Source organism: Micromonospora siamensis (genome assembly GCF_900090305.1).
Lineage (GTDB): Bacteria > Actinomycetota > Actinomycetes > Mycobacteriales > Micromonosporaceae > Micromonospora > Micromonospora siamensis.
On sequence record NZ_LT607751.1, the window covers coordinates 2,286,705 to 2,313,106 of the forward strand.

General features: G+C 74.6%; 25 protein-coding genes and 1 pseudogene. 18 read left to right on the top strand and 8 right to left on the bottom strand.

The genetic code is table 11. The features are described from left to right. Nucleotides 1–11 precede the first annotated feature (11 nt). From GA0074704_RS10545 to GA0074704_RS10570, 6 genes are all read right to left on the bottom strand, one after another. Entirely contained in the window at nt 12–512 is a 501-nt protein-coding gene (locus GA0074704_RS10545) for a nitroreductase family deazaflavin-dependent oxidoreductase (RefSeq protein ID WP_088970335.1), read from the bottom strand. A gap of 58 nt (nt 513–570) precedes the next feature. Further along, complete coding sequence (locus tag GA0074704_RS10550; RefSeq protein ID WP_231926811.1) at nt 571–3,342, bottom strand: FtsX-like permease family protein; 2,772 nt, start codon at nt 3,340–3,342, stop codon at nt 571–573. Beyond that, nucleotides 3,339–4,073: an ABC transporter ATP-binding protein gene (locus tag GA0074704_RS10555; protein ID WP_088970337.1), complete on the bottom strand. Its 735-nt coding sequence runs from the start codon at nt 4,071–4,073 to the stop codon at nt 3,339–3,341. The genes GA0074704_RS10550 and GA0074704_RS10555 overlap by 4 nt, the downstream gene beginning before the upstream one ends. Next, nucleotides 4,070–4,660: a PadR family transcriptional regulator gene (locus GA0074704_RS10560; protein ID WP_088970338.1), complete on the bottom strand. Its 591-nt coding sequence runs from the start codon at nt 4,658–4,660 to the stop codon at nt 4,070–4,072. Before GA0074704_RS10560 ends, GA0074704_RS10555 begins: the two co-directional genes overlap by 4 nt. Nucleotides 4,661–4,727: 67 nt before the next feature. Continuing rightward, nucleotides 4,728–5,177: a ferritin-like domain-containing protein gene (locus GA0074704_RS10565; protein WP_088970339.1), complete on the bottom strand. Its 450-nt coding sequence runs from the start codon at nt 5,175–5,177 to the stop codon at nt 4,728–4,730. Next, complete coding sequence (locus GA0074704_RS10570) at nt 5,174–5,689, bottom strand: hypothetical protein (RefSeq protein WP_377471672.1); 516 nt, start codon at nt 5,687–5,689, stop codon at nt 5,174–5,176. The genes GA0074704_RS10565 and GA0074704_RS10570 overlap by 4 nt, the downstream gene beginning before the upstream one ends. 176 nt (nt 5,690–5,865) lie before the next feature. Between GA0074704_RS10570 and rimP the strand changes: the two genes are divergently transcribed. The 12 genes and pseudogenes from rimP to GA0074704_RS10635 all read left to right on the top strand — a co-directional run bounded on the left by rimP (nt 5,866) and on the right by GA0074704_RS10635 (nt 17,456). Then, a complete protein-coding gene (gene rimP / locus GA0074704_RS10575) occupies nt 5,866–6,570 on the top strand; it encodes a ribosome maturation factor RimP (RefSeq protein WP_088970340.1) in 705 nt (234 codons plus the stop codon). Further along, nucleotides 6,567–7,610, top strand: coding sequence for a transcription termination factor NusA (gene nusA, locus GA0074704_RS10580; RefSeq protein ID WP_088970341.1), 1,044 nt, complete (start codon nt 6,567–6,569; stop codon nt 7,608–7,610). The genes rimP and nusA overlap by 4 nt, the downstream gene beginning before the upstream one ends. 16 nt (nt 7,611–7,626) lie before the next feature. Continuing rightward, a pseudogene (locus GA0074704_RS10585) lies at nt 7,627–7,960 on the top strand (YlxR family protein). A 93-nt stretch (nt 7,961–8,053) separates the two neighbouring features. Then, on the top strand, nt 8,054–11,053 hold the full coding sequence (gene infB, locus GA0074704_RS10590; protein WP_088970343.1) for a translation initiation factor IF-2: 3,000 nt from the start codon (nt 8,054–8,056) through the stop codon (nt 11,051–11,053). Nucleotides 11,054–11,140: 87 nt separating this feature from the next. Further along, nucleotides 11,141–12,190, top strand: a complete 1,050-nt coding sequence (locus GA0074704_RS10595; RefSeq protein WP_088970344.1) for a TRM11 family SAM-dependent methyltransferase — start codon at nt 11,141–11,143, stop codon at nt 12,188–12,190. A 61-nt stretch (nt 12,191–12,251) separates the two neighbouring features. Next, complete coding sequence (locus GA0074704_RS10600) at nt 12,252–12,545, top strand: DUF503 domain-containing protein (protein WP_088970345.1); 294 nt, start codon at nt 12,252–12,254, stop codon at nt 12,543–12,545. A gap of 157 nt (nt 12,546–12,702) precedes the next feature. Next, on the top strand, nt 12,703–13,185 hold the full coding sequence (rbfA, locus tag GA0074704_RS10605) for a 30S ribosome-binding factor RbfA (protein ID WP_088973590.1): 483 nt from the start codon (nt 12,703–12,705) through the stop codon (nt 13,183–13,185). Next, entirely contained in the window at nt 13,182–14,228 is a 1,047-nt protein-coding gene (locus tag GA0074704_RS10610) for a DHH family phosphoesterase (protein WP_088970346.1), read from the top strand. Before rbfA ends, GA0074704_RS10610 begins: the two co-directional genes overlap by 4 nt. 64 nt (nt 14,229–14,292) lie before the next feature. Next, nucleotides 14,293–14,700 (top strand): hypothetical protein, encoded by a 408-nt coding sequence (locus GA0074704_RS10615; RefSeq protein ID WP_088970347.1) that lies wholly within the window; start codon nt 14,293–14,295, stop codon nt 14,698–14,700. Further along, a complete protein-coding gene (locus GA0074704_RS10620; protein ID WP_172880893.1) occupies nt 14,700–14,909 on the top strand; it encodes a DUF6186 family protein in 210 nt (69 codons plus the stop codon). The genes GA0074704_RS10615 and GA0074704_RS10620 overlap by 1 nt, the downstream gene beginning before the upstream one ends. A gap of 465 nt (nt 14,910–15,374) precedes the next feature. After that, nucleotides 15,375–15,914, top strand: coding sequence for an AAA family ATPase (locus tag GA0074704_RS10630; protein ID WP_231926812.1), 540 nt, complete (start codon nt 15,375–15,377; stop codon nt 15,912–15,914). 213 nt (nt 15,915–16,127) lie between these two features. Continuing rightward, nucleotides 16,128–17,456, top strand: coding sequence for an MATE family efflux transporter (locus tag GA0074704_RS10635; protein WP_088970350.1), 1,329 nt, complete (start codon nt 16,128–16,130; stop codon nt 17,454–17,456). A 12-nt stretch (nt 17,457–17,468) separates the two neighbouring features. Here the strand turns inward: GA0074704_RS10635 and GA0074704_RS10640 are convergent, their stop codons facing one another. After that, the gene (locus GA0074704_RS10640; RefSeq protein ID WP_088970351.1) at nt 17,469–18,584 is read right to left on the bottom strand and encodes a hypothetical protein; all 1,116 of its coding nucleotides are present in this window, start codon (nt 18,582–18,584) and stop codon (nt 17,469–17,471) included. Nucleotides 18,585–18,689: 105 nt separating this feature from the next. Beyond that, nucleotides 18,690–18,992, bottom strand: a complete 303-nt coding sequence (locus GA0074704_RS10645) for a hypothetical protein (protein WP_088970352.1) — start codon at nt 18,990–18,992, stop codon at nt 18,690–18,692. Between the two features lie 98 nt (nt 18,993–19,090). Here GA0074704_RS10645 and truB point away from each other — a divergent pair, with 98 nt between their 5' ends. The 6 genes from truB to dapB all read left to right on the top strand — a co-directional run bounded on the left by truB (nt 19,091) and on the right by dapB (nt 26,389). Next, complete coding sequence (gene truB, locus GA0074704_RS10650) at nt 19,091–19,975, top strand: tRNA pseudouridine(55) synthase TruB (protein WP_088973592.1); 885 nt, start codon at nt 19,091–19,093, stop codon at nt 19,973–19,975. Nucleotides 19,976–20,019: 44 nt separating this feature from the next. Then, nucleotides 20,020–20,949 (top strand): bifunctional riboflavin kinase/FAD synthetase, encoded by a 930-nt coding sequence (locus GA0074704_RS10655; RefSeq protein ID WP_088970353.1) that lies wholly within the window; start codon nt 20,020–20,022, stop codon nt 20,947–20,949. Between the two features lie 194 nt (nt 20,950–21,143). Then, nucleotides 21,144–21,413, top strand: coding sequence for a 30S ribosomal protein S15 (gene rpsO / locus GA0074704_RS10660; protein ID WP_067302624.1), 270 nt, complete (start codon nt 21,144–21,146; stop codon nt 21,411–21,413). Between the two features lie 251 nt (nt 21,414–21,664). Then, entirely contained in the window at nt 21,665–24,043 is a 2,379-nt protein-coding gene (locus tag GA0074704_RS10665; RefSeq protein WP_088970354.1) for a polyribonucleotide nucleotidyltransferase, read from the top strand. 90 nt (nt 24,044–24,133) lie between these two features. Next, nucleotides 24,134–25,546, top strand: coding sequence for a M16 family metallopeptidase (locus GA0074704_RS10670; protein WP_088970355.1), 1,413 nt, complete (start codon nt 24,134–24,136; stop codon nt 25,544–25,546). A gap of 69 nt (nt 25,547–25,615) precedes the next feature. Continuing rightward, nucleotides 25,616–26,389: a 4-hydroxy-tetrahydrodipicolinate reductase gene (gene dapB / locus GA0074704_RS10675; RefSeq protein WP_088970356.1), complete on the top strand. Its 774-nt coding sequence runs from the start codon at nt 25,616–25,618 to the stop codon at nt 26,387–26,389. The last annotated feature ends 13 nt before the right edge of the window (nt 26,390–26,402 follow it).

The window sequence follows — 26,402 nt, forward strand, 5'->3', positions numbered from 1 at the left end:
CCGGACCCCGGTCACCGGTCCGGGGCGCCGCCGTCCGGGGGGCCGCCGGGCACCGGCACCAGCCGGAAGATGCGGATCTCCCGGCCGCCGGCCCGCTCGACGTACGTCCGGTACGCCGGCCACTCGGTCACCAGCAGCTGCCACAGCCGGTCCCGCTCGGCGCCGGTGGCCACCTCGGCGCGCACCCTCGTCCGGCGGCCCTTGACGTCGACCTCGGCGGCCGGGTCGGCGAGCAGGTTCATCGCCCAGCCGGGCTGGTGCTGCTGCCCCCAGTTCGATCCGATCACCACGTACGCGTCGCCGTCCGGCACGTACAGCAGGGGGTTGCTGCGGGGTTTGCCGGAGCGCCGGCCGGTGGTGGTGATGACCAGGGAGGGAATCAGCCCGAGCGCGACCACCCGCCCCCGGGTGAGCCGGCCGACCAGCCGGTCGGCGGGCACGAGCAGGCGGGCGGCGGCGCCGAACCAGCGGTGGTGGCCGACCCGGCGGGTGAGGCTTCCCAACACGGACACGCCCTCCAGTCTGCCCGTTCCCGGCCCGCCGCGGCACCCCCCGATCGATCGATGCCGGTCAGTCGAGTCGCCGTTCGACGGGCAGCCGGGAGCGGGTGAACAAGCCGGCGCCGAGCATCGCCACCAGGGGCACCACCACCGCGACGGCGGCGACCGAGCCCGGCACCACCAGCGGATACGGCGGCTCCACCGGCCACGACTCGGCGTACCGGCGGTTGACGGCGGTGAGGATGATCACGGCGGTGCCGAGGCCGGCCGCGATGCCCAGCACCGAGCCGGTTCCGGCGATCACCCCGGCCTGGCAGAGCGAGAGCAGCCGGCGTACGCCTGGGCTGGCCCCGACCGCGGCCAGGGTGGACAGGTCGGCGCGGCCCTCGGCGGCGGCGAGCCCGGTGGCGATCGCCGACGCGCCCACGGTGACCACCCCGGCGGCCAGGGCCAGCAGGAGCAGCTGCGGGGAGCGGTCCTCTTCGGACGGTCCGCGCTCCACGTCCACCTGGACCCGCAGGTGCGCCCGCAGCGCCCGGGTGAACCGGTCCTGCTCGCCCCGGTTCGGTGTGCGGTCGGTGGCGACGACCCAGCCGGACTGCCGACCGACCAGCCCCACCCGGGCGGCCGCGGCGGGGGAGAGGATCAGCCGGTCGGCCGGGACGCCGTTGGTCAGCGCGTACCCGGGCACCGTGGCGGTGGTCGTGGCGACCGGTTCCGGCCGGTCGTCGGTCCGGTTCGCGACCAGGGTGACCCGCCCGGCCACGACCTGGCGCGGGTCCCCGACCACCACCCCGCCGGCCCGCAGCACCGCGGTGGCCGCCGCCACCGCCTCCGGGCCGGCCCCGGTGAGGCCGGGCAGGGCGCTCCCGTCGTCGACGACGGCCGTCCCCGCCGACGGCCCGGAGTAGTAACCGTCGGACCGGTCGCAGCGCGGGTCGGCCAGGGCGGCGTGCTGCTCGGCCCGGCTCAGCGGCGGGCCCAGGGCGTACGGGCAGGCCCGGCCCGGCGGCAGCGGCGCGGAGACGTAGCAGTTGCCGGTGCCGTCGGCGCAGACCGGGTAGGCGAGCGGGGCCGGGTGGCCGCCCGGCAGCTCGGTGCGGGCCAGCTCGGCGACCAGGGACAGCGGCGGTAGCGGGCCGGTGTCGTCGATCCGGGTGACCAGGACGTGCCCGGGCGGCAGCGCGGGCCGGTACCGGCCCGCGTCCCGCTCGACGCCACCGGCCAGGTAGACCCCGACGGCGACGCTCCCGGCCACGGCGGCCATCACCGCGGAGATGGCCGGCGCCGCCGACGAGCGGTTGCGGCTGGCGTCGCGCAGCGCGATCCGGGGTGCCAGCGGAAGGAGCCGGCCGGCCCGGGCCAGCGCGCCGAGCAGGGCCGGGGTGGCGAAGACCAGGCCCAGCTCGCCGAGAACGAGGCCGGCCAGGACTCCGGTCGAATTGATCCGGGCCGCGCCGAGCGCGGCCAGGCCGGTGCCGGCGAGGGTGAGGGCCGCCCCGATCAGCAACCACCGGCGGCGGTGCGGCGGCGCCGACCGGCGACCGGCCAGCCCCGCCACCACGTCGTGGCGGGCCGCCGTCCAGGCCGGGGCCAGTGCCGCCAGCACGCCGGCCACCACCGCCACCAGCGCGATGGTGGCCAGCGCCGCCGGGAAGCAGCGGTACCCGCCGGATCGGGCCTGCATCAGGTACTGCTCGACCAGTGGCCGCCCGGCGAAGGCCGCCGTCACACCCAGCGCCAGGCCGGCCGCGGCCCCGAGGGCGCCCAGCACCACGCCGTCGGCGAGCACCACCCGGCGTAGCTGGGCGGCGTCCCCGCCGGCGACCGCCACCAGCGCCAGGTCCCGGCGTCGACGCCGGACGCCGACGGCGAAGGCGGGCCCGACCAGCAGCACCACCTCCAGCAGTCCCAACCCGCCGACCAGCACTCCGTTGCCCCAGTCGGTGGCGTCCGATCCGGCGTCGGTACGCGGCAGCGGGGCGCCCGGCACCGGGGCCCGGGCGGCGACCAGGACGCCGTGGGCGTTGAGCCGCCGGACCAGGTCGTCGTCGACGCCGCCGGGCAGGTCGACCAGCCAGCCGGCCTCGCCGTCGAGCCCGACCCGGCCGACGGCCGACGGGTGCAGCGCGATCACCACGCCCAGGTCGTCGGGGAACTCGACGGTGCCCACCACCCGGTAGGAGCGGGAGCCGTCGGCCACCGTCACCCGGCCGCCGATCCGGGTGGGCAGGTCGGTCAGGGCGGCCCGGCTGACCGCGATCTCGTCGGCGCCGGCCGGCGCGCGACCGGACAGCAGCCGGGCGTGCGCCCGGGCGAGCGGGTCGGTCAGGTCCAGGGCCCGGGCGCGGATCGTCTCGTCGCGGTCGCCGCGGCGGACGTCGAACGGCACCCACCGGTGCACCGGCACCGCACGGCTCCCCGGCGGGAGCAGCGCGGTCACCTCCTCGACGGTGCCGGGCCGATCGACCCGCCGCTCCCGGTCGCCGATGTCCGCCGGGCCGGTGCCCCAGGCGTCCTGTCGGATCGCCCGGTCGGCGATCGGCCGCAGCTCCACGTCGGCGACCCCCAGCCGGCGATCCAGCTCCTCGTCCCGGGTCAGCCGGGCCATGTCGTAGCTGACCGCGACGAAGGTCAGCGCCAGCACCGGCAACGCGATCATCGCGAGCACCAGCGCGGTCCGTCCCCGCGCCCGGTGGGCCTCCCGGCGGGCGATCCGCAACGCGGCCCGCCAGGAGCCGAACCACGCGGCGAGGCGCGGCCTCCGGCGGCCCTCGACGAGCCGCCGGCTCGCGGCGGACGGGCGGTCCACCGGGGAACGCGCGGCTGCCGGTCGGCTCACCGGTGGCTGCCGGACAGCAGCTGCTCGACGCTGCCCAGCGGGGCGGTCGAGTCGACCAGCACCCCGTCCCGCAGGAAGACCACCCGGTCGGCCCAGCCGGCGTGCCGCGCCTCGTGGGTGACCAGCACGCCGGCCGCCCCGGCGTCGACCCGTCGCCGCAGCAGGTGCAGCACCGCCTCCCCGGTACGCGAGTCCAGCGCGCCGGTCGGCTCGTCGGCCAGCACCAACCGGCGCTCACCGACCAGCGCCCGGGCGATCGCCACCCGCTGCTGCTGGCCGCCGGAGAGCTGGTCGGGGAAGCGGTCGCCCAGCCCGTCCAGCTCCACCTCGGCCAGGGCGACCCGGGCCTGCCGCCGGGCCGTCCGGACGCCCACGCCGTCCAGCTCCAGGGGAAGGGCCACGTTCTCCGCCGCGGTCAGGCTGCCCAGCAGGTTCAGCTCCTGGAAGATGTAGCCGATCCGGCGGCGGCGGACCCGGGCCAGCTGCCGGCGGTCCAGCGCGCCGAGGCACTCGCCCTCGACGCGTACCTCGCCGGCCGTCGGGCCGTCCAGGCCGCCGGCCAGCGCCAGCAGCGTCGACTTGCCGGAGCCGGAGGGCCCCATCACGGCGACCAGCTCACCGGGTGCGACGGTGAGACTCACCCCACGCAGCGCGCGTACCGCCGCCGGGCCGGCGCCGTGGGTGCGGTGCACGTCGCGGACGTCGAGCACCGGTTCGGCCGTACCGCTCACCGTCGGGCCTCCTGGTCTGCGCGGTCCACCGCCTCGTCCACCCCGGGGCCGGGCGCCGGACGCCCCGGAGCCGGCCGGTACCGGACCAGGCTCGTCTCGCAGTGGTCCAGCCAGCGGATCTCGGCCTCCGACTGGAACACCATCGCGTCCAGCACCAGCCGCCAGGGCAGGTCCTCCGGGCGGTCGCTGGCGAACTTCAACCGGGTCAACTCCTGCAGGGTCCGCATGGTGGCGGTGCGCTGCGCCTGGACCACCGAGCGCACGTCGACACCCGGGGTGGTCAGCGCGAGGGCCAGCTTGATCGCCAGCTCGTCGCGGGGCCGGTCGGTACGGCTGATCGGGGTCGCGAACCAGAGCGCGAGGTCGGCCCGGCCGGCGTCGGTGATCTCGTACGGCCGCTGGCCGCCCTCGCCCTCGGGCAGCGGTCGGACCAGGCCGTCGCGCTCCAGCCGGGCGAGGGTGGTGTAGACCTGCCCGATGTTCAGCGGCCAGGTCGAGCCGGTGGACTCCTCGAACGCGGCGCGGAGCTGGTAGCCGTACATGTGGCCGCGTTCGAGCAGGGCGAGCAGGCCGTGTCGGATGGACATGGCCCGGAGTATGCATACCTGGTATGGGACCCGCAACCGGGCCGGCGACAGTCCGGCCCGGCCGGCGTCAGGTGGAGCGGCCGGGGAACGGCACCGTGAGCGGGGTCACCCCCGCGACCCGGCGCCAGCGGGTGGCCCGCAACGCGCAGTCGGTGAGGGCGGCCAGCGCCCGGTTCCGGTCGGCGCCCTCCGTCTCGGCCAACGCCGCCCGCCAGAACCCGGCCGTCCGGTCCTCGATCTCGACGGCCAGCCGCAGGGCGCTCGCCCGGTCGGTCACCGGGAAGGGCAGGGCGTAGCCGGCGTGGTCCGCCGGCACCTCGGCCCCGCCGGCGCTGAGCTGGAGGACCAGGGCGTCGCGGCGGTTGCGGTGGGCCGCCTCGGCGGCGCGGGCGGCGGACCGGGCGGCGTCGCTGAGGCGTACCCCGATCGGGCCGTAGGCGTAGATGGCCGCGTACTCGGCGGTCAGCGCGGCGGTCAGCGCCGGCGTGGGCCCGGCGGCGGGCGCGCGGCGGGTCATGCCAGCACCTCCACGTGGGTGGCCCGGGCGGCGGTGATCGAGCCGAGCAGCGCGGCCCGCTCGCCGGGCGCGGCGGCGCACGCCTTCGCGGCCGCGACCTGCCCGGCGCGCTCGGCCGCGCGCAGCTCGGCGACCAGGGCCGCGCCGGTTGCGGTCGGCGCGCTCGCGCCGGGTGTGGGGGACGGCGACCCCGACGGCGGGGTACGCCCGATCACCCGGCGCAGCTCGGCGGCGTGCGCCTCGTGGGCCTCGGCGATCGGGGTGAGCCGTTCGGTCAGGCTCGGATCGGCGGCGAGCGCCGCGCGATGCCGGCCGGCCAGCTCCTCCGCCCCGGCGGCGAGCGGTTCCAGCGGGTCCGGCGGGGGTGGCGGGTCGTCGCCCCGGTCGAAAAGATCACAACCGGCCAGCGGCGCGGTCGCCCCGCCGAGCGCCAGCAGGGCGCCGGCCCGGAGCAGGTTTCGTCGGGAATGACTGGTTGTCTCGTCGCGCTGTGTCGTTCTGCCCGTCGCCACCGGACAAGTCAACACCATCCGTGCCGGCCGGTGGGCCACCACCGTCCGGTGCGCCGCCGGGTACGCCGACCGGTAGGCGCGTTACGCTCTGCGCAGCCACCGGGCGCGTCCGCCCCGGTGGCGTGCCGGCATGGCGGCCGACCGGGCCGCCGCCGATCGCAGAAGGGTTACGCCAGATGACGCAGCGTGGCCGTGCCACCAGGTCGACCGGCCCGTCGGGTCGACCCCGGCGCGCCGACGCCCCCCGCACCGACGCCCCCCGCACCGACGCCCCCCGGGCCGGCGGCCCGCGCGGTGGCGACCTCGGCGCCCGACGCGCCAAGTTGCGCGAGGTGGTCGAGCCGGTGGTGACCGAGGCCGGCTACGTCCTGGAGGACCTCTCCGTCTCCCGCGCCGGCCGCCGGCACGTCGTACGCGTGATCGTCGACGCCGACGGCGGGATCAACCTGGACGCCGTCGCGGACGTCTCCCGGGCGGTCTCCGCGGCCCTGGACGCGGCCGAGGAGGCCGGTGGCGACCTGGTCGCCGGCGAGTACCAGCTCGAGGTCAGCTCTCCCGGGGTGGACCGGCCGCTGACCCTGCCCCGGCACTGGCGGCGCAACGTCGGCCGGCTGGTCAAGGTGACCGTGCGCGGCGCGGCGGGGGTGCCCGGGCAGCGGGCCGCCGGCGACCGGCAGCTCACCGGCCGGGTGGTCGAGGCCGACGACGAGCGGGTGACGCTGGAGACCGACTCCGGCCGCGTGGAGCATTCCTACGCCGAGCTCGGCCCCGGCCGGGTGCAGGTGGAGTTCAGCCGGCTCGACGAGATCGACGAGACCGAAGAGACCGGCGACATTGACGACATCGACGACGAAGATGATGTGGAGGACGAGGAGAGGTGAACATCGACCTCGCGGCGCTGCGCGCACTCGAGCGCGAGCGGGAGATCCCGTTCGACACGATCCTCGCGGCGATCGAGACCGCGCTGCTGACCGCCTACCGGCACACCGAGGGCTCCGAGCCGCACGCCCGGGTGGAGATCGACCGCAGGTCGGGCGCCGCCTCGGTGTACGCCCAGGAGTTGGACGACGACGGCTCGGTGGCGCGGGAGTGGGACGACACCCCGCACGACTTCGGCCGGATCGCCGCGATGACCGCCAAGCAGGTGATCCTCCAGCGGCTGCGGGAGGCCACCGACGAGGTGCACTTCGGCGAGTACGTGGGCCGCGACGGTGACCTGGTCACCGGCGTCGTGCAGGCGCACGAGACCCGGCGCGAGAAGGGCATCGTCAGCGTCGACCTGGGCAAGCTGGAGGGCGTGCTGCCCCAGTCCGAGCAGGTCCCCGGCGAGCGCTACGAGCACGGCGAGCGGATCCGCTGCGTGGTGGTGCACGTCGCCAAGGGAATGCGCGGGCCGCAGATCACGTTGTCCCGCTCGCACCCGGGGCTGGTGAAGAAGCTCTTCGCGCTGGAGGTGCCCGAGATCGCCGACGGCACCGTGGAGATCGGCGCCATCGCCCGCGAGGCCGGGCACCGCACCAAGATCGCCGTACGCTCGACCACCCAGGGCGTCAACGCCAAGGGCGCCTGCATCGGCCCGATGGGCCAGCGGGTGCGCGCGGTGATGAGCGAGCTGCACGGTGAGAAGATCGACATCATCGACTGGTCGGACGACCCGGCCACCTTCGTCGGCAACGCGCTGTCGCCGGCCAAGGCGCTGCGGGTCGAGGTGGTCGACCTGGCCACCCGGACCGCCCGGGTGACCGTTCCGGATTTCCAGCTCTCGCTGGCGATCGGGCGCGAGGGGCAGAACGCCCGACTGGCCGCCCGGTTGACCGGTTGGCGGATCGACATCCGGTCCGACGCCGAGCAGGCTGCGCCGGCCGCGCGGGGCGGGGCTGATCACGTCAAGGAGCCGGGCGGCGCGATCTCGGGCAGCTAGGGGTAGACTTCCTCCGGTGGTACGACGCGCGCTGCCGGAGCGCACCTGTGTGGGTTGCCGGCGTCGTGCGCCGGCCAACGAACTGCTGCGGATCGTCGCGGTCGGCGACGAGGCTGGTCACAGCCTCAAACCCGATCCGACCCGCAGGCTGCCGGGTCGGGGAGCGAACATGCACCCGGATCCGGCCTGCTTCGCGCAGGCGGTGCGGCGCCGCGCCTTCGGGCGGGCACTGCGCATCACCGGGATCGTCGATCACGGGGAGCTGGCGGAGCACGTTGACGCGCCAACCTCTACGTCCGGTCAGCCCGACCGGACGAGGGATCGCTAGCAAGGTAGGACGACCAACATGAGCACACGATGAAGTCCCTGAAATGACCAGGCTTCAAGTGCACGAGTGAGGTCGCTGCGGGTGCTGCCCGCACGACCTCGGAGTGAGGAGTGCAGTGGCAGGAAAGGCCCGCGTACACGAGCTTGCCAAGGAGCTCGGGGTCGAAAGCAAGACCGTGCTCGCCAAGCTGAAGGAAATGGGCGAGTTCGTCAAGTCCGCGTCCAGCACCGTCGAGGCGCCCGTCGCCCGTCGGCTGCGTAACGCGTTCGTCGCCTCCGCCGGGTCCGCCCCGGCACCGGCGGCTCCTCCGGTGGCTCCGGCGCCGACCCCGACGCCGACCCCGACCCCGGGCGCCCCCCGGATCTCGGCCAAGCCGATGCCGCCTCGGCGGCCGGCCGCGCCGGCTCCCGGCCCCGGTCCCCGTCCGAAGCCGCCGGTTCCCGGCCCGCCGACCCCGTCGGCCCCGGTCGCCAAGCCGGCGAGCGCACACGACATCGAGGTGGCCGCCGCCGAGGCGCGTGCCGCCGCGCTGAAGGCTGAGCAGGAGGCCGCGGTCAAGGCCGCGCAGGCCGCCCGCCAGCAGCAGCGTGAGAACGTCCGCCGGGAGCCCCCGGCCGAGGGCGGTCCCCGCCCCGGTCCGCGTCCCGGCCCGAACGCCGTGCCGCCGCGGCCCGGTCCGGCAGCCGGTCGTCCCGGCGCGCCGACCCCGGGTCCGGGTGCCCGTCCGGGCGGCCGTCCGCCGGCGCGCGGCGCCGGTAACAACCCGTTCGGCATCCAGGGTGGCCAGCAGCAGCGGCCCCCGGCCGCCGGTGGCGCGGGTGGCCCGCGGCCGAGCCCGGCGGGCATGCCGCCGCGGCCCAGCCCGGCCTCCATGCCGCCGCGGCCCAGCCCGGCGTCCATGCCGAGCCAGCGTCCGACCACGGGTCGCCCCGGCGGCCCCGGTGCCGGTCGTGGTGGCCCCGGTGGCGGCGCCGGTCGTCCCGGTGGTGGCGGCGGCTTCCGTGGCGGTCCCGGTGGCGGCGGCGGTGGCGGTGGCTACCGCGGCGGTCCCGGTGGCGGTGGCGGTGGCTACCGTGGCGGCCCCGGTGGCGGCGGCGGTGCTCCCGGTGCCGGTGCGCCCGGTGGCGGTTTCCGCCCGGGTGGTGGCGGCGGTCGTCCCGGTGGCGGCGGTCGTGGCCGTGGCGGCGGCGCCGCGGGTGCCTTCGGGCGTCCGGGTGGTCGGCCGACCCGTGGCCGCAAGTCCAAGAAGCAGCGCAGACAGGAGTTCGACAACCTGTCGGCCCCGACCATGTCCTCGGGTGCCCCCCGGGGCCAGGGTCAGGTCGTCCGGCTCTCCCGTGGCGCCTCGCTGTCGGACTTCGCCGACAAGATCAACGCCAACCCGGGTTCGCTGGTCCAGGAGATGTTCAACCTGGGCGAGATGGTGACGGCGACGCAGTCCTGCTCCGACGAGACGCTGCTGCTCCTGGGTGAGCACCTCGGCTTCGACGTGCAGATCGTCAGCCCGGAGGACGAGGACCGTGAGCTGCTCGCGCAGTTCAACATCGACCTCGACGCCGAGGTCGCGGAGGACCGCCTGGTCAGCCGTGCGCCGGTCGTGACCGTCATGGGTCACGTCGACCACGGTAAGACCAAGCTGCTCGACGCGATCCGTAAGGCGAACGTGGTCGCCGGTGAGGCGGGTGGCATCACCCAGCACATCGGTGCGTACCAGGTCCACGTCCCGCACGAGGGCAACGACCGGGCGGTCACCTTCATCGACACCCCGGGTCACGAGGCGTTCACCGCCATGCGTGCCCGTGGTGCCCAGGTGACCGACATCGTCATCCTGGTGGTGGCGGCCGACGACGGCGTGATGCCGCAGACGATCGAGGCGCTCAACCACGCCAAGGCGGCGGACGTCCCGATCGTGGTCGCGGTCAACAAGGTCGACAAGCCGGACGCCAACCCGGACAAGGTCCGCCAGCAACTGACCGAGTACGGCCTGGTCGCCGAGGAGTACGGCGGCGAAACCATGTTCGTCAACGTGGCGGCCAAGCCGGGCACCGGCATCGAGGAACTGCTCGAGGCCGTCCTGCTGACCGCCGACGCGTCGCTGGAGCTGACCGCTCCGATCGACGGGCCGGCGCAGGGTGTGGCCATCGAGGCGCACCTGGACAAGGGCCGTGGTGCGGTCGCGACGGTGCTGGTGCAGAAGGGCACCCTGCGGGCGGGCGACTCGATCGTCGCCGGTGGGGCGCACGGCCGGGTCCGGGCGATGCTCGACGAGAACGGCAACCAGGTCGCCGAGGCCGGGCCGGCGCGTCCGGTCATGGTGCTCGGTCTGACCACGGTGCCGGGTGCGGGTGACACCTTCCTGGCGGCCGAGGACGACCGGACCGTTCGGCAGATCGCCGAGCAGCGGCAGGCACGGCGGCGGGCGGCGTCCTTCGCCAACTCCCGTGGCCGGGCCACTCTCGAGACGCTCATGGAGCAGCTCAAGGAGGGCGAGAAGACCTCGCTCAACCTGGTGCTCAAGGGCGACGGCTCCGGTTCCGTGGAGGCGCTCGAGGACGCGCTGTTCAACCTCGACATCCCCGAGGAGGTCCAGCTGCGGATCATCCACCGGGGTGTGGGTGCGATCACCGAGAGCGACGTCATGCTCGCGAGCGCCTCGTCCGAGGCGGTCACGATCATCGGCTTCAACGTGCGGGCCGCGAACAAGGTCCGCGAGATCGCCGACCGCGAGGGCGTGGAGATCCGGTACTACACCGTCATCTACCAGGCCATCGAGGAGATCGACGCCGCGCTCAAGGGTCTGCTCAAGCCGGAGTACGAGGAGGTCGAGCTGGGCAGCGCGGAGATCCGCGACGTGTTCCGCTCGTCCAAGATCGGCAACATCTCCGGCTGTATCGTCCGGTCCGGCATCATCCGCCGCAACGCCAAGGCGCGGCTGCTGCGGGACGGGGCGGTCGTGGCGGACAACCTCACGATCAGCTCTCTGAAGCGGTTCAAGGACGACGCGACGGAGGTCCGCGAGGGCTTCGAGTGTGGTCTGACGCTGGGCGGTTTCAACAACGTCCAGGTCGGCGACATCATCGAGACCTTCGAGATGCGGGAGAAGCCGCGCGCCTGAGCGGTGTGAAGCGGTGAGTACGGCGGCGGCCGGGGCCCTGGTGGGTCCCGGCCGTCGCCGTCCGCGCAGGCTGCGACAATTTCCGGCGTGCTCAGGTACGCGCTGCTCCTCGCCCCGTCCGCCAACCGGGTCTACGCCGACGCCGCCGGCCGGCTGGCCCGCGCCGAGCTGGAGATCTTCGCCGGTTCGGGGGTGCTCGACTCAGCCCCGGTCGCCCCGGCGACGGAGCGGATCGCCGGGGTGGACTACCTGACCTTCGCCGCGACGGCGGACGGGCTCTCCACCCGGGACCTGGCCCACCTGGCGAACCTGTCGGCCGCGTACGCGCTCTTCGAGCGGGTGGGCGACGACCTGCTCCGGCCGGTGCCGCTGCACCCGCTGGCCCGGTACGACTCCGACCTGATCACCATCCCCAAGTACGCCGGCAAGACCAACGAGCAGTTCACCCGGCTGCTGCTGAACGCCACCGTGCTCGCCTCCGCCTCCGCGCCGGGGATGCTCGACCGGCAGCTGGTGGTGCTCGATCCGCTCTGCGGCCGGGGCACCACCCTCAACCAGGCCCTGATGTACGGCTACGACGGCATCGGCGTGGAGCACGACGGCAAGGACGTCGACGCGTACGCGGCCTTCCTGCGTACCTGGCTGCGGCGCAAGCGGCTCAAGCACACCGCCGAGCTGGTGCCGGTACGCAAGGACCGCAAGCTGGTGGCCCGCCGCTTCGAGGCGGTGCTGGCGCCGTCGCGCGACGAGCACCGGGCCGGCGCCACCCAGCGGGTCACCGTGCTGCACACCGACACCACCCGGGCCCGCGAGGTGCTCCGACCCGGCTGCGCCGACGTGATCGTCACCGACGCCCCGTACGGCGTGGCGCACGGCGCGCGGACCGCCGAGCGGGGGCTGTCCCGCAGCCCGCTGGACCTGCTGACCGCCGCGGTCCCGGTCTGGCGGGCGTTGCTTCGCCCGGGCGGCGCGCTCGGCCTGTCCTGGAACACGCAGGTGACGCCGCGGGCGGCGGCCGAGGCGGTGCTGGTGGACGCGGGCCTGCGGGTGATGGACGGGCCCGGCTACCGGGACCTGGCGCACCGGGTGGACCAGGCCATCGAGCGGGACGTCCTGGTCGCCGTCGCCCCGGCCTGAGCGGCGCCGCCGGCGGAAAACAGGTGATCGAGCCGGGTGCCGTGGCGTACCGTTTCCCGCCGTGTACACCGGAACCGCGCTCTTCGACCTGTTGCTGCCCGGGGACTCCCGTTCCCTGAAGGCCAAGCGTTCCTACGTCCGCCCGATCATCGCCGCGCTGCGCCGCTTCGAGGTCTCGGTGGCCGAGACCGGCGCGCTGGACCTGACCGGCCGGGCCGAGATCGGGGTGGCCGTGGTGGCCGCCGAGGCGTCCCACGTCCGTGAGGTGCTGGACTCGTGCGAGCGCCTGGTCGCCGGCCGGCCCGAGGCCGAACTGCTGTCGGTGCGCCGCCGCCTGCACACCGAGGAGGACTGAGCCGGCCGCCGGGAGGGTGCCCCTGCTCGCACCCCCGGCGGTGGTGCGCGAGGGGCGCGGCGGCGCGGGTAGTGTTCGAGGGGTTGGGCGGTCGGGCCCGGTGGCGTTCGCGCCGCGGCGATCCGACCGGGAGCAGAACGCCCTGGAGGTGGGGGAGATGTCGGATCCGGCCAAGGTACGCCGGCACGCGGAGCGCATCCGTGAACTGGTTGCTTCGGTGGTGCGGAGCCAGATCAAGGACCCCCGGCTGGGCATGATCACGATCACCGACGCCCGGATCACCGCCGACCTGCGGGACGCCACGGTCTTCTACACGGTGCTCGGCGACGCCGCCGCCCAGGCCAGCACGGCCGCCGCGCTGGAGAGCGCGAAGGGCATGCTGCGCAGCACCGTCGGCAAGGCCCTCGGGCTGCGCCACTCGCCGACCCTGACCTTCGTCCTGGACGACGTGCAGGACCAGGTCAAGCACATCGACGACCTGCTCACGGCCGCGCGCAACGCTGACGCCGAGGTGCAGCGGCTGGCCGCCGGCGCCGCGTACGCGGGGGAGGCCCAGCCGTACCGGGTCGACGAGGACGACGACGAGGCCGACGAGGACGAGGACGAGGCCGACACCCCGCCCACCACGGACCGGCGGTGACCGACTCGCCGGCGTCGACAGCGGTGGCCGGCCCGGGTGAGGCCGACTGGGCGGCCGCCGTGGCGGCGGTACGCGCCCTGGACGGCGATCCCGACGCGCGGGTCCTGCTGATCTGCCACGTCAACCCGGACGGCGACGCACTGGGCAGCATGCTCGGCTTCGGACTGGGTCTGCGCCGGCTCGGCGTACGGCACCTCCAGGCGACCTTTCCCGGTCCGCCGGAGGTGCCGGAACCGTTCCGCTGGCTGCCGGGGCTGGAGCTGCTGGTCCCGGCCGACGAGGCGTACCGGGAGCCCGACCTGGTGATCTGCTTCGACGCGGCCAGTGAGTCGCGCCTCGGGGAGCTGGCCGACCGGTTGGCCGGCCCGGGGCGGGCGCTGGTGCTCGACCACCACGGCTCGAACACCCGGTTCGGTGACGTGCAGTTGGTGGATCCGGCCGCCGCGGCCACCTCGGTGGTCGCCGAGGAGCTGCTGGCCCGGCTGGAGGTGCCGCTGGACGCGGAGATCGCGGCCTGCCTCTACGTGGCGCTCACCACGGACACCGGCTCGTTCCGCTTCGAGGCCACCACCCCCGCCGTGCACCGGCTGGCCGCGCGGCTGCTGGCCACCGGCATCCGGCCGGGCGACATCTCCCGCGAGGTCTTCGACACCCGCCCGTTCGGGGCGGTCCGGCTCTTCGGCGAGGTGCTCGGCCGGGCCCGCCTGGAACCGGCCGCCGCGGCCGGGCACGGTCTGGTCTGGACGTACGCCACGCAGGACGACCTGGCCCGGTACGACCAGCGACCGTACGTGCTGGAGGCGCTGATCGACTCGGTGCGCTGCACGGCCGAGGCGGACGTGGCGTGCGTGCTGAAGCAGGTCGGCGCTGCCGAGTGGGCGGTGTCGATGCGCAGCAAGGGCGCGGTGGACGTCAGCCGGGTCGCGGTGGCGCTGGGCGGCGGTGGGCACCGGTTCGCCGCCGGGTTCACCGGTGTGGGCGACGTGGACGCCGTGGTCGGGCTGATCCGGGCCGAGCTCGACGGGGCGTTGCTGCCGGCCTGATCGGGCGACGACTCCGGGGCGTGCCGGTCTTCCTGCGCTGCGTGACGGCGGGGAGAATCGTCGGATGGAGCATTCCCACGAACGTTTCACCGCGGCGTCCCGGTCGTGGGACCGGCCGCTGGTCACCGTGCCCGCGCTGGTGGGCGTCGCGCTGGTGGGCGGGCAGTTGCCCTCCTTCTCCACGCCGGCCACCCTGTGGACCCTCGGTGCCGGTGCCGTACTGATCTGGCTCGGTCTGGACCGCCGGGTGTCCCGCCGGCCCGCCGCCCCGCGGCTGCCCGCCGGGGCGGGCTGGTGGCTGCTGCCGGTCGCGGTGTTCGCCCTGTTCGAGGCCGTGACGTTCGTTGCCGACGCGGGCCACGAGTTTCCGACCTTCTCCCGCCTGATGGACCCGGTGCTGGAGCATCCGACGGCCCGGTCGGCGGCCTGGCTCGCCTGGCTGGTCGCGTTCTGGGGGCTGGCGCGGCGATGATGCGGGCGCTCGCCGCGGGTGGTTTCCTGCTCGCCCTGGCGCTCTTCGTGGCGCTGGCGCTGCTCGCCCGGCGGCCCGGGTCGCGGATCCCGCCGCTCGGGGTGGTGTGCGGCTGTCTCATGCGCTACGACGTAGGGCCGGTGCCGGTGGGCAGGATCGGTCTGCTCGGCTTCTGGTGGTGGGTGGGCTGGCACTTCCTGGCCCGCTGAGCGTGTCCAGATAGCGGGAAGCCTGGGCAGCATGTGGAACTGAACGTTAACTTGGGAATTGGCCGGCGTCCCCGTGGGGACGCAGGTCGCGGGCGGTGGCGCCACACCCGGCGTCGCCCCCCTCCAGGGTCTGACCGACCCGGGCTCACGCTGCCAGGCGAGCCGCTCCGGTGATCCCGGACCGCCCGCCCGGCGCTCAGCAGGACCGCCCGTAGGGCCGCCGCGTGCGGCGGCTCGACACCCTGGAAGGAATCACCCCATGGCCAGCAAGCCCACCAAGACCGAGACCACCGACGAGGCCCGCGAGCAGATGCGGCGCGCGCTGCAGACCTCGATGGACACCCGCCAGTGACGCAACCGGACCGGCGGTGACGCTGCCGACCGCACCTGGGGTCGTCAGCGCCACCGCCCGCCCGTGCCCGCCGCCGGCCGCGGTGCTGCCGCCGCCCCGGTAACCTCCGGTCGGTGCGACGGATCCTGATCGTCGGCAGCGCCGGCGCCGGCAAGAGCACCCTGGCCCGCGAGGTCGCCCGCCGCCTCGGCCTTCCCTTGATCCACCTCGACCGGCACTACTGGCGGGCCGGCTGGATCCCCGCCGCCGACGGCGACTTCCGCTCCGAGGTCGCCGCGCTGGCCGCCCGCCCGTGCTGGGTGATGGACGGCAACTACGGCGGCACCCTGGACCTCCGGCTGCCCCGGGCCGATCTGCTCGTCCTCTGCGACCCGCCGCGGCTGCTCTGCCTGGCCCGGGTGCTGCGCCGGCGCTGGGTCCACCGGGCGACGCCCCGGCCCGACCTCCCCGCCGGTTGCCCCGAGCGGATCGACCTGCAGTTCCTCCGGTACGTCTGGCGCTATCCCGCCCGGTCCCGCCCGCGGATCATCGCCGCGCTGGCCGCCGCCGAACCCCGCCCAGCCTTCCTGCGCCTGCGTACCCGTGCGGACATCCGCGCCTTCCTGGCCACCCTGCCGGCGGAGCCGCCGCCCGCGCGACGTCCTCGCCCCTGAGGCCGTCGCCCGAGCCGCGACGGTGCGAGGTGGTCGCCCCTGAGGCCGTCGCCCGGGCCCTCGGCCGCACAGGGGCGTCACCCCTGAGGCCGTCGCCCGCGCCGGTGGCCGCGCCCGCCCCTTCAGGCCACCACCCGGCCTCCGGCCGGCTCGCATCCGTAAGTGATGACGGGGGTTGCGGGCCTTACCTGCCGCGTGCCAGGATCAGCGGCGATGAGCCAGCCCGCCACCGCCGCCACCGCGGCCGACGCCTCCCCGCGCCGGATCGCCGGGCTCGCCCTGCCCGCGCTCGTGGTGCTCGCCGCCGAGCCGCTCTACGTGCTGGTGGACACGGCCGTGGTGGGCCACCTGGGCCGGGTGCCGCTCGCCGCCCTCGCGGTCGGCGGCACGGTGCTGACCCTGATCGCCTGGCTGGGCGCGGTCGTCGCGTACGGCACCACCGGGCGGTCGGCCCGCCGGTTCGGCTCCGGCGACCGGGCCGCCGCGGTGGCCGAGGGCGTCCAGGCATCCTGGCTTGCCCTCGCACTGGGCGTGCTGGTGGCGGCCGGCATGCAGCTCGGCGGCGGGGCGCTGGCGCGTACCCTCGTCGGCGAGTCCGGCGCGGTGGCCGACGCCGCCGCGCACTGGCTGCGGATCGCGGCGCTGGGCGCCCCCGGCCTGCTGCTCGCCGCGGCCGGCAACGGCTGGCTGCGCGGCATCCAGGACACCCGCCGGCCGCTCTGGTTCGTGCTCGCGCCGAACCTGCTCTCCGCGCTGCTCTGCCCGCTGCTGGTCTATCCGGCAGGGCTCGGCCTGGTCGGCTCGGCGGTGGCCAACGCGATCGCCCAGAGCATCTCCGGCGCGCTCTTCGCCACCGCGCTGGTCCGCGAGCGGATCTCCCTGCGGCCCCGTCCGCACCTCATCCGCCAGCAACTGGTGCTCAGCCGCGACCTGCTCGTCCGCGGCGTCGCCTTCCAGGCCAGCTTCCTGTCGGCGACCGCCGTCGCGGCCCGGTTCGGCGCCGCGGCGGTCGGCGCCCACCAGGTCGCCGTGCAGCTCTGGTTCTTCACCGCGCTGGTGCTCGACGCGCTCGCCATCGCCGCCCAGTCCCTGATCGGCGCGGCGCTCGGCGCGGGCGACGACACCGGGGCCCGGGCGCTGGCCCGCCGGCTCGCGCTGATCGGTGGGGCCTGCGGCGTCGTCTTCGCCGCGCTGATCGCGGCGGGCGCCGGCGTCGTGCCCTCCTGGTTCAGTTCCGACCCGGGGGTACGCGAGCAGGCCATGGTGGCCTGGCCCTGGTTCGTGGCCCTCCAGCCGGTCGGCGGCGTGGTGTTCGCCCTCGACGGGGTGCTGATCGGCGCCGGAGACGTCCGTTACCTGCGCAACCTCACCATCGTGGCGGCGCTGGGCGGCTTCCTGCCGGCGATCTGGCTGGCCTGGGCGTTCGACCTCGGGCTGGGCGGCATCTGGGCCGGTCTGCTGCTCTTCGTGCTGCTGCGCCTGGTCGCCCTGCTGCTGCGGCTGCGCTCCGGCGGCTGGGCGGTGGTCGGCGCGGTCCGCTGAGGTCAGCGCCGGTCACCTGGCGACGCACCCGAGCGTCGTGTGGCGCGCCCGGTAGTCGGACGTGTTCCGATAATCCTGCTCGAGGACACCCTGCTTCACCCCGAGGCAGGTCGCGTTCTGCACGCCGGCCCCGTAGGAGTCGATCCAGAGACCCCTCGAGGTGGGCCTGACGTCGTCCGGGTGTGGGAGGTGCCAGACCACCTCGTCCCGCACCGTCACCAGCTCGGCGCCCGCCGGATAGAGCTGCGCCTGGAACAGGAGGAGCGGATAGACCCAGGTGAACCTGGTGGTGACGGCCAGCACCCGCACCCCCTCGGAGTCGGTGGTCGACGCGTATTCGATGGTCCCCCGGGCCCGGATGCCGGTCTTCTTCAGCCACGGGCCGGCGATCCGGGTGGCGAAGCCGGGGGTCCCGCCCCGCTTCAGCTCCGCCCGGGCCGTGTCCCGGGTGTCGGGAGCGAGCCGGGCGAGGAGACCCGCGGGCTCGCCCTGGAGCATCCTCGGGTCCAGTCGGCCGGCGATCAGGGCGGCGCGTACCTGGGTCAGCGCGTCGGCGACCTGTGCCTGGGTGAACGGCCCGGTCGGCCGTGCCGGCGGCAGGACGATCGCCGCCGGGCCGGTGGGGAAGTCCTGCGCCTCGGTGCCGAGGAAGACGTCCAGCGTGTCGCCGTCGGCGTCGGTGGGCCGAGGCTCGGCCGCCGCGTCGGGCCGAGCCGGCAGGATCGCCTCGCCCCGCTCGACCTTGCCGACGAAGCCGTAGCCGGCGGCGCCGACGAACCCGATCAGGGCCAGCGCCACCGCCCCGATCAGCGCGATCAGCGCCTTGCCGCCGTACCGGTGGAACCGGAGCCGGAGCCGCTCGCCCCGGGTGAGTTCGTGCTCCACCTCCGGCTGGCGCATCCAGTCCGGCACCCGGACCGGCGCGTCCGCGCGCGCGAACAGCTCCGCGAGTTGGCGCGGCGACGGCCGCTGCCCGTTCTCGCCGGGCGGGGTGGGCGCCTCGCCGCTGGACGGACCTGCCGGATCACCGGCGGCCGGGGCTGGCTGCTCCGACGCGGACGGCTGCTCCGACAGGGGTGGCCGTTCCGAAGTGGGCGCGGAGGAGGGGGCGTGCGGATCGGTGCTCATGGCCTGTCCAGGGTCCGGCGGGGCGCGGCGCCGTGGATCTTCGCACGCCGCCGTCGTACGCCGCTGTCCGGTTTCCCGGCCATCCGGCGGCAGTCCGGTCCCGGATCAGAGCGCGCGGTGTGTGATCTGGTGGAACAGGTACAGGGTGCCGGTGATCAGGAGGGTGGCGGTCAGGGCGACGACGGCGAACGAGACGATCGCCGAGATCACCGGATGCCGTTCGCTGTACCGGGTGCGGTCCCGCCACAGCCAGAGGCGGCGCCGGGCGTCGCGCAGCGCCGGGACGGCGTCCACCAGCGTCGAGAGCCGGCGGCCCAGGGTACGGCGGGGCGGCTCGGGATTGCGCATCCAGTCGGGCAGGTCCACTCGGGCGCGGTGGCCGCCGGTCCGTGGGGTGGGATCGCTCATCGCTGCTCCTGGGAACGGGTGTGGCGGCTGCCACCGGTGGTGCGCATTCTGCCCTGCGGTGACGGCCCGCAGGAGCCCGTCTGGCAGGCTTGGCGGTCGTGAGCACAGACGGTCTGATCGTGGTGGACAAGCCGGGCGGCATGACGTCGCACGACGTGGTGGCGCGGATCCGCCGCCTTGCCAGGACGCGCCGGGTCGGGCACGGCGGCACCCTCGACCCGATGGCCACCGGCGTGCTGGTGATCGGGGTGGGACGGGCCACCCGGCTGCTGACGTACGTGATCGGAGCCGGCAAGAGCTACGCCGCCACGGTCCGGCTCGGCCAGGCCACCGTCACCGACGACGCCGAGGGTGACGTGATCGCCACCACCCCGGCCGGTGCGGTCACCGACGACGCGATCCGGGCCGCCTTCGCCGCCCTGACCGGCGAGATCGACCAGGTTCCGAGCGCGGTCAGCGCCATCAAGATCGACGGTCAGCGGGCGTACAAGCGGGTGCGCGACGGGGAGAGCGTGGAGCTGCCGGCCCGGCGGGTCACCGTCTCCCGGCTCGACGTGCTGGCGATCCGGCGGGACGGCCCGGACGTGGTCGACGTGGACGTGGACGTGACCTGCTCGTCCGGGACGTACATCCGGGCACTGGCCCGGGACGCGGGCCTGGCGCTCGGCGTGGGTGGGCACCTGACGGCGCTGCGGCGCACCGCGGTGGGTGGGTTCGCGCTGGCCGAGGCGGCCACCCTGGAGGAGTTGGAGCAGCGGGCGCCCGAGGTGGTGAACCTGCCGCTGGACGCGGCCGCCGACCGGTTCTTCCCGCGCCGGGACGCCACCGCGGACGAGGCGAAGGTGCTCTCCCACGGGGGGCCGCTGGACCCGGCCGGCATCGACGGCCCGTACGCCGTCTTCGGTCCGGACGGTGGTCTGATCGCTATCGTCAGCGAGCGGGGCGGGCGGGCCCGCGCGGAGATCGTGCTGGCCCCGGCCTGACGCCGGGACCGGACCGTCAGGAAGCGGCACAGGGGAGGAGCGGCATGCAGCGGTGGCGGGGCTACGAGGCGGCGCCCGGCGGGTGGGGGCGCTCGGTGGTCACCATCGGTGTCTTCGACGGCGTGCACAAGGGCCACCAGGCGACCATCGGGCACACCGTGGCGCGGGCCCGCGAGCTGGGCGTGAAGTCGGTGGTGGTGACCTTCGACCCGCACCCGGCCGAGGTGGTCCGCCCCGGTTCGCACCCGGCGGTGCTCACCGAGCCGGCCCGCAAGGCCGAGCTGATCGAGGCGCTCGGCGTGGACGTGCTCTGCGTGGTGCCGTTCACCCCGGAGTTCTCCCGGCTGCCGGCCGAGCAGTTCGTGCACGACGTCCTGGTGGAGCACCTGCACGCCGCGCTGGTGGTGGTGGGGGACAACTTCCGTTTCGGCCACCGGGCCGCCGGGGACGTGCCGCTGCTCACCCGGCTCGGCCGGACCTTCGGCTTCGGCGTCGAGGGCGCACCGCTGGTCGCCGAGGCCGGCACCGTCTTCTCCTCCACGTACATCCGCTCATGCGTCGACGCGGGGGACGTGGGCGCGGCGGCCGCCGCGCTGGGCCGCCCGCACCGGCTGGAGGGGGTGGTGGTCCGCGGCGACCAGCGCGGCCGTGAGCTGGGTTACCCCACCGCCAACCTGCTCTGCCACCGGTACGCGGCGGTGCCCGCCGACGGCGTGTACGCCGCCCGGCTGATCCGGCGCGGGCACCGGGACCCGCTGGCCGCGGCCGTCTCCGTCGGCACCAATCCGACCTTCTCCGGTCGGGAGCGCCGGGTGGAGGCGTACGCGCTGGACTTCAGCGGTGACCTGTACGGCGAGCGGCTCGCCCTGGACTTCGTCGCCCACCTGCGCGAGCAGCGCCGGTACGACGCGATCGAGCCGCTGGTCGCGCAGATCGCCGAGGACGTGGAACGCACCCGCCGGGTGCTGGGTTGACCGCTCCGACGACCCGTCGACACCGCCCTTGACCGGGCGCCCCCGGTGTGTGCTGGTAGTCTGGCGGGGACGTCGGCTGACCGACGTGGGGCCTCGCGTGCCTGCACGACGCCGCGGGTGCGAGGTGCCGGTCCGGATCCGGTCTCCTGACCGATCGGGACAACCAACGATCAACCCACCGAAACAGGGAGAACATGGCGCTCGACCAGGAAGCCAAGGCCAAGATCCGCTCGGAGTACGCGACCGCCGAGGGCGACACCGGTTCGCCGGAGGTCCAGGTCGCGGTCCTCACCAAGCGGATCGCCGAGCTCACCGAGCACCTGAAGGTGCACAAGCACGACCACCACAGCCGCCGCGGGCTGCTGCTGCTGGTCGGCCGTCGCCGCCGGCTGCTCAACTACGTCCAGAAGAAGGACATCAACCGCTACCGGTCGCTCATCGAGCGGCTCGGCCTGCGCCGATGACATGACGGGGGAGTGGCCGCACCGGCCGCTCCCCCGTTCCGGTGCACCGTCCGTACGGGCGGGGCGCCCCACAGAAGAAGACCGGGCCGCGCGACCAATCCGACAGGGAGCCGGTCAGCGTACCGGTCTCCGGTAGTGGCCCCCGGGACCACCGGCACCTCGCCGACCACCCGGGCGCTTCGATCGAAGACCGGCCGTCTGAGCAGCTCCCCGTGTCGTGGGTCCACCGACGCGAAGGAGTACCACCGCACATGACCGAGAGCAACCTCGGCACCGAATCCCGCACCGCCGTGATCGACAACGGGTCCTTCGGCACCCGTGAGATCACCTTCTCCACCGGCCGGCTGGCCCGTCAGGCCGCCGGGTCCGTCGTCGCCCAGCTGGGCGAGACGGTCGTCCTCTCCGCCACCACCGCCGGCAAGCAGCCGAAGGAGCAGTTCGACTTCTTCCCGCTGACCGTCGACGTCGAGGAGCGGATGTACGCCGCGGGCCGCATCCCCGGCTCGTTCTTCCGCCGCGAGGGCCGGCCCAGCGAGGACGCCATCCTCACCTGCCGGCTGATCGACCGGCCGCTGCGCCCGTCGTTCGTCAAGGGCCTGCGCAACGAGGTCCAGGTCGTCGAGACCGTCCTCGCGCTCGACCCGCAGCACCCGTACGACGTGGTGGCGATCAACGCCGCCTCGATGTCGACCAAGCTCTCCGGCCTGCCGTTCTCCGGCCCGATCGGGGCGACCCGGGTCGCGCACATCGACGGCCAGTGGGTGGCCTTCCCGACCCTGGAGGAGCTGGCCCGGGCCACCTTCGACATGGTCGTGGCCGGCCGCACCCTGCCGGACGGCGACGTCGCGATCATGATGGTCGAGGCCGAGGCCACCCCGAACGCGGTGACCCTGATCGCCGGCGGCGCCACCGCGCCGACGGAGGAGATCGTGGCCAGCGGCCTGGAGGCCGCCAAGCCGGCCATCCGTGAGCTGTGCCGGGCGCAGAGCGAGCTGGCCGAGGTGGCCGCCAAGCCGGTCGCCGAGTTCCCGGTCTTCCTGGACTACTCCGACGACGCGTACGACGCGGTCGCCGACCTGGTCCGCGCCGAGGTCGCCGAGGCCCTCAAGATCGCCGGCAAGGCCGACCGCGAGGAGGCCCTGGACCGGGTCAAGGCCAAGGTCGCCGAGGAGCTGGGTGGTCGCTTCGAGGGCCGCGAGAAGGAGCTCTCCGCCGCCTTCCGGTCGCTGACCAAGTCCGAGGTCCGCAACCGGGTGCTGCGCGAGCAGGTCCGCATCGACGGCCGTGGGCCGCGCGACATCCGGCCGCTGACCGCCGAGGTCGGCGTGCTGCCGCGGGTGCACGGTTCGGCGCTGTTCGAGCGGGGCGAGACCCAGATCCTGGGCGTCACCACGCTGAACATGCTCCGCATGGAGCAGATGGTGGACACCCTGTCCCCGGAGAACCGCAAGCGCTACATGCACAACTACAACTTCCCGCCGTACTCGACCGGTGAGACCGGCCGGGTCGGTTCGCCGAAGCGGCGCGAGATCGGCCACGGCGCGCTGGCCGAGCGGGCGCTGATCCCGGTGCTGCCGTCGCGCGAGGAGTTCCCGTACGCCATCCGGCAGGTCTCCGAGGCGCTCGGCTCCAACGGCTCCACCTCGATGGGCTCGGTCTGCGCCTCGACGCTGGGCCTGCTCAGCGCCGGTGTGCCGCTGAAGGCGCCGGTGGCGGGTATCGCCATGGGCCTCATCTCCGACGAGGTGGACGGCAAGACCCAGTACGTGACGCTGACCGACATCCTCGGCGCCGAGGACGCGTTCGGTGACATGGACTTCAAGGTCGCCGGCACGCCGGAGTTCGTCACTGCGCTCCAGCTGGACACCAAGCTCAACGGCATCCCGTCGGACGTGCTGGCCGCCGCGCTGCAGCAGGCGAACGAGGCCCGGCAGACCATCCTCGAGGTGATGCAGCGGGCCATCGAGGCGCCGGCCGAGATGTCGGACTACGCCCCGCGGGTCACCACCGTGAAGATCCCGGTCGACAAGATCGGCATGGTGATCGGCCCGAAGGGCCAGACCATCAACGCCATCCAGGACGAGACCGGCGCCGAGATCTCCATCGAGGACGACGGCACGATCTACGTCGGCGCGACCAACGGCCCGTCGGCCCAGGCCGCGGTCGAGCGGATCAACGGGATCGCCAACCCGACGCTGCCGAAGCAGGGTGACCGGTTCCTCGGCACCGTGGTGAAGACCGCCGCGTTCGGCGCCTTCATCTCGCTGCTCCCGGGCCGCGACGGTCTGCTGCACATCTCCAAGGTGGGCGACGGCAAGCGGGTCGAGAGGGTCGAGGACTTCCTCAACGTCGGCGACCGGGTCGAGGTCGAGATCGCCGACATCGACGCCCGCGGCAAGATCTACCTGGACAAGGTCCGGCCGGAGGGCGCCGAGGCGCCGGCCGCCGGTGAGTCCGCGGGTGAGTCCGCCGGTGGCGAGCGTCCGCGCGGCGGCGACCGCGGTGGCGACCGGGCTCCGCGGGAGCGCGGCGGCGACCGTGCCCCGCGCGGCGAGGGTGGCGACCGTGCCCCGCGCGGTGAGGGTGGCGAGGGCGGCGAGCGTCCGCGTCGCCGGACCCGGCACAGCTGAGCTACGACCCGGCCGGGTGGCGACCACGTCGCCACCCGGCCGGTTTCTCATCGCACCACCCACCCCTCGTCAAACTGGGAGCAGGTTTCCGTGAGTCGGGCCCAGCGTTCGTCTTTTCCTGCCGGTCGACGGGGGGCGGCGCCGTCCGGCGACGCCCGGCACGCGACCGGCTCCGGCCGGTCCGCCGGCGGCTCGACCCGGGCGGTCACCCGTACCCTCAGTGACGACCCGCTCGGCGGCACCGTCCGTCGGACGGTCCTCCCCAACGGCCTGCGCGTGCTCACCGAGGCGATCCCGGCGATGCGCAGCGTGTCGTTCGGCATCTGGGTGGCGGTCGGCTCCCGGGACGAGAACGGGCCGCAGGCCGGCGCCGCGCACTTCCTGGAACACCTGCTCTTCAAGGGCACCAAGAAGCGCAGCGCGCTGGACATCTCCTCGGAGATCGAGGCGGTGGGCGGCGAGACGAACGCCTTCACCACCAAGGAATACACCTGCTACTACGCCCGGGTGCTCGACGAGGACCTGCCGCTGGCCATCGACGTCATGTGCGACGCGGTCGCCGACTCGGTGCTGGAGCCGGCGGACGTGGAGACCGAGCGGGGCGTCATCCTCGAAGAGATCGCCATGCACGACGACGAGCCCGGCGACGAGGTGCACGACCTGTTCGCCCGGGCCGTCTACGGCGACCACCCCCTCGGCCGGCTGATCTCCGGCACCGAGGAGACGGTCACCCCGATGACCCGCCGGCAGATCCAGGGCTTCTACCGGCGCCGGTACACCCCGCCGCAGATCGTCGTGGCCGCCGCCGGCAACCTCGACCACGCCGCCGTGGTCAGGCTGGTCCGCCAGGCGCTGCGCGGCACCCCGCTGGACACCGACCCGGCGGCGCCGGCGCCGCACCGGTCGGCCACCCCGGCGGTACGCGTACAGCCGGCCACCACGGTGGTCGAGCCGAAGGAGACCGAGCAGGCGCACGTCATCCTCGGCTGCCCCGGTATCGACCGCACCGACGAGCGGCGGTTCGCCCTGGGAGTGCTGAACAACGTCCTCGGCGGCGGCATGTCCAGCCGGCTGTTCCAGGAGATCCGCGAGCGGCGCGGCCTGGCCTACTCGGTCTACTCCTACGCCAGCCAGTACGCCGACAGCGGCCTGTTCGCCGTCTACGCCGGCTGTGCCCCGGGCAAGGTCGACGAGGTGCTCCAGCTGACCCGGGCGGAACTCGCCCGGGTGGCCGCCGACGGGCTCACCGAGGCGGAGGTGGCCCGCGGCAAGGGGATGAGCAAGGGCTCCTTCGTGCTCGGCCTGGAGGACACCGGTTCCCGGATGAGCCGGCTGGCCAAGGGGGAGCTGCTCTACGGCGACCTGGTGCCGGTCGACGAGCTGCTGGCCCGGGTCGACGCGGTCACCGTCGACGAGGTGAACACCCTCGCCGCCGAGCTGCTGGCCCGGCCCATGTCGCTGGCGGTGGTCGGCCCGTTCAAGGCCACCGACTTCTCCGCCTGAGCGTCGCCGTCCGGCCGTCGTGGTGGTCTCCGCGCGTACCGGCGTCCGGGTTGGGATAGGTTGTGCCCCGTGACTGACGAGCAGGAGAAGACGGCGGCGGAGCCGATCCGGGTCGGTGTGCTGGGTGCCCGGGGCCGGATGGGCCTCGAGGTGTGCAAGGCGGTCGACGCGGCCACCGACATGGACCTGGTGGCGATGGTCGACCAGGGCGACTGGCTGTTCAACGCCTCCGACGCCGGTGCCGAGGTGGTCGTCGACTTCACCACGCCGGACGTCGTCATGGACAACCTGCACTGGTGCATCGACCAGGGCATCAGCGCGGTGGTCGGCACCACCGGCTTCACCGAGCAGCGACTCGACCGGGTGCGCGGCTGGCTGGAGCGCAAGCCGGGCGTCGGCGTGGTGATCGCCCCCAACTTCGGCATCGGCGCGGTGCTGATGATGCAGTTCGCCGCCCGGGCCGCCCGGCACTTCGAGAGCGTCGAGATCGTCGAGCAGCACCACCCGCGCAAGCTGGACGCCCCGAGCGGCACGGCCACCCACACCGCGCGACTGATCGCCCAGGCCCGCGCCGAGGCCGGTCTCGGTCCGGTGCCGGACGCCACCAAGGACGAGGTGGCCGGCGCGCGTGGCGCCGACATCGACGGGGTACGCGTGCACGCCGTCCGCGCCACCGGCCTGGTCGCCCACCAGGAGGTGCTCTTCGGCACCGTCGGCGAGACGCTCACCATCCGGCACGACTCGTACGATCGGGCCTCGTTCATGCCCGGCGTGCTGCTGGCGGTCCGCGCGGTGCGCAACCGGCCCGGCCTGACCATCGGCCTGGACGCCCTGCTCGACTGACGGTTCCCGCGTC

Excerpts from the sequence above, each read along its gene's own strand:
- GA0074704_RS10615 (WP_088970347.1), top strand. The coding sequence starts at position 14,293 with ATGGAGCATTCCCACGAACGTTTCACCGCGGCGTCCCGGTCGTGGGAC.
- GA0074704_RS10560 (WP_088970338.1), bottom strand. The coding sequence starts at position 4,660 with ATGTCCATCCGACACGGCCTGCTCGCCCTGCTCGAACGCGGCCACATG.
- GA0074704_RS10635 (WP_088970350.1), top strand. The coding sequence starts at position 16,128 with ATGAGCCAGCCCGCCACCGCCGCCACCGCGGCCGACGCCTCCCCGCGC.
- rbfA (WP_088973590.1), top strand. The coding sequence starts at position 12,703 with ATGTCGGATCCGGCCAAGGTACGCCGGCACGCGGAGCGCATCCGTGAA.
- GA0074704_RS10565 (WP_088970339.1), bottom strand. The coding sequence starts at position 5,177 with ATGACCCGCCGCGCGCCCGCCGCCGGGCCCACGCCGGCGCTGACCGCC.
- rpsO (WP_067302624.1), top strand. The coding sequence starts at position 21,144 with ATGGCGCTCGACCAGGAAGCCAAGGCCAAGATCCGCTCGGAGTACGCG.
- rimP (WP_088970340.1), top strand. The coding sequence starts at position 5,866 with ATGACGCAGCGTGGCCGTGCCACCAGGTCGACCGGCCCGTCGGGTCGA.
- GA0074704_RS10620 (WP_172880893.1), top strand. The coding sequence starts at position 14,700 with ATGCGGGCGCTCGCCGCGGGTGGTTTCCTGCTCGCCCTGGCGCTCTTC.
- GA0074704_RS10655 (WP_088970353.1), top strand. The coding sequence starts at position 20,020 with ATGCAGCGGTGGCGGGGCTACGAGGCGGCGCCCGGCGGGTGGGGGCGC.
- GA0074704_RS10640 (WP_088970351.1), bottom strand. The coding sequence starts at position 18,584 with ATGAGCACCGATCCGCACGCCCCCTCCTCCGCGCCCACTTCGGAACGG.
- GA0074704_RS10665 (WP_088970354.1), top strand. The coding sequence starts at position 21,665 with ATGACCGAGAGCAACCTCGGCACCGAATCCCGCACCGCCGTGATCGAC.
- GA0074704_RS10645 (WP_088970352.1), bottom strand. The coding sequence starts at position 18,992 with ATGAGCGATCCCACCCCACGGACCGGCGGCCACCGCGCCCGAGTGGAC.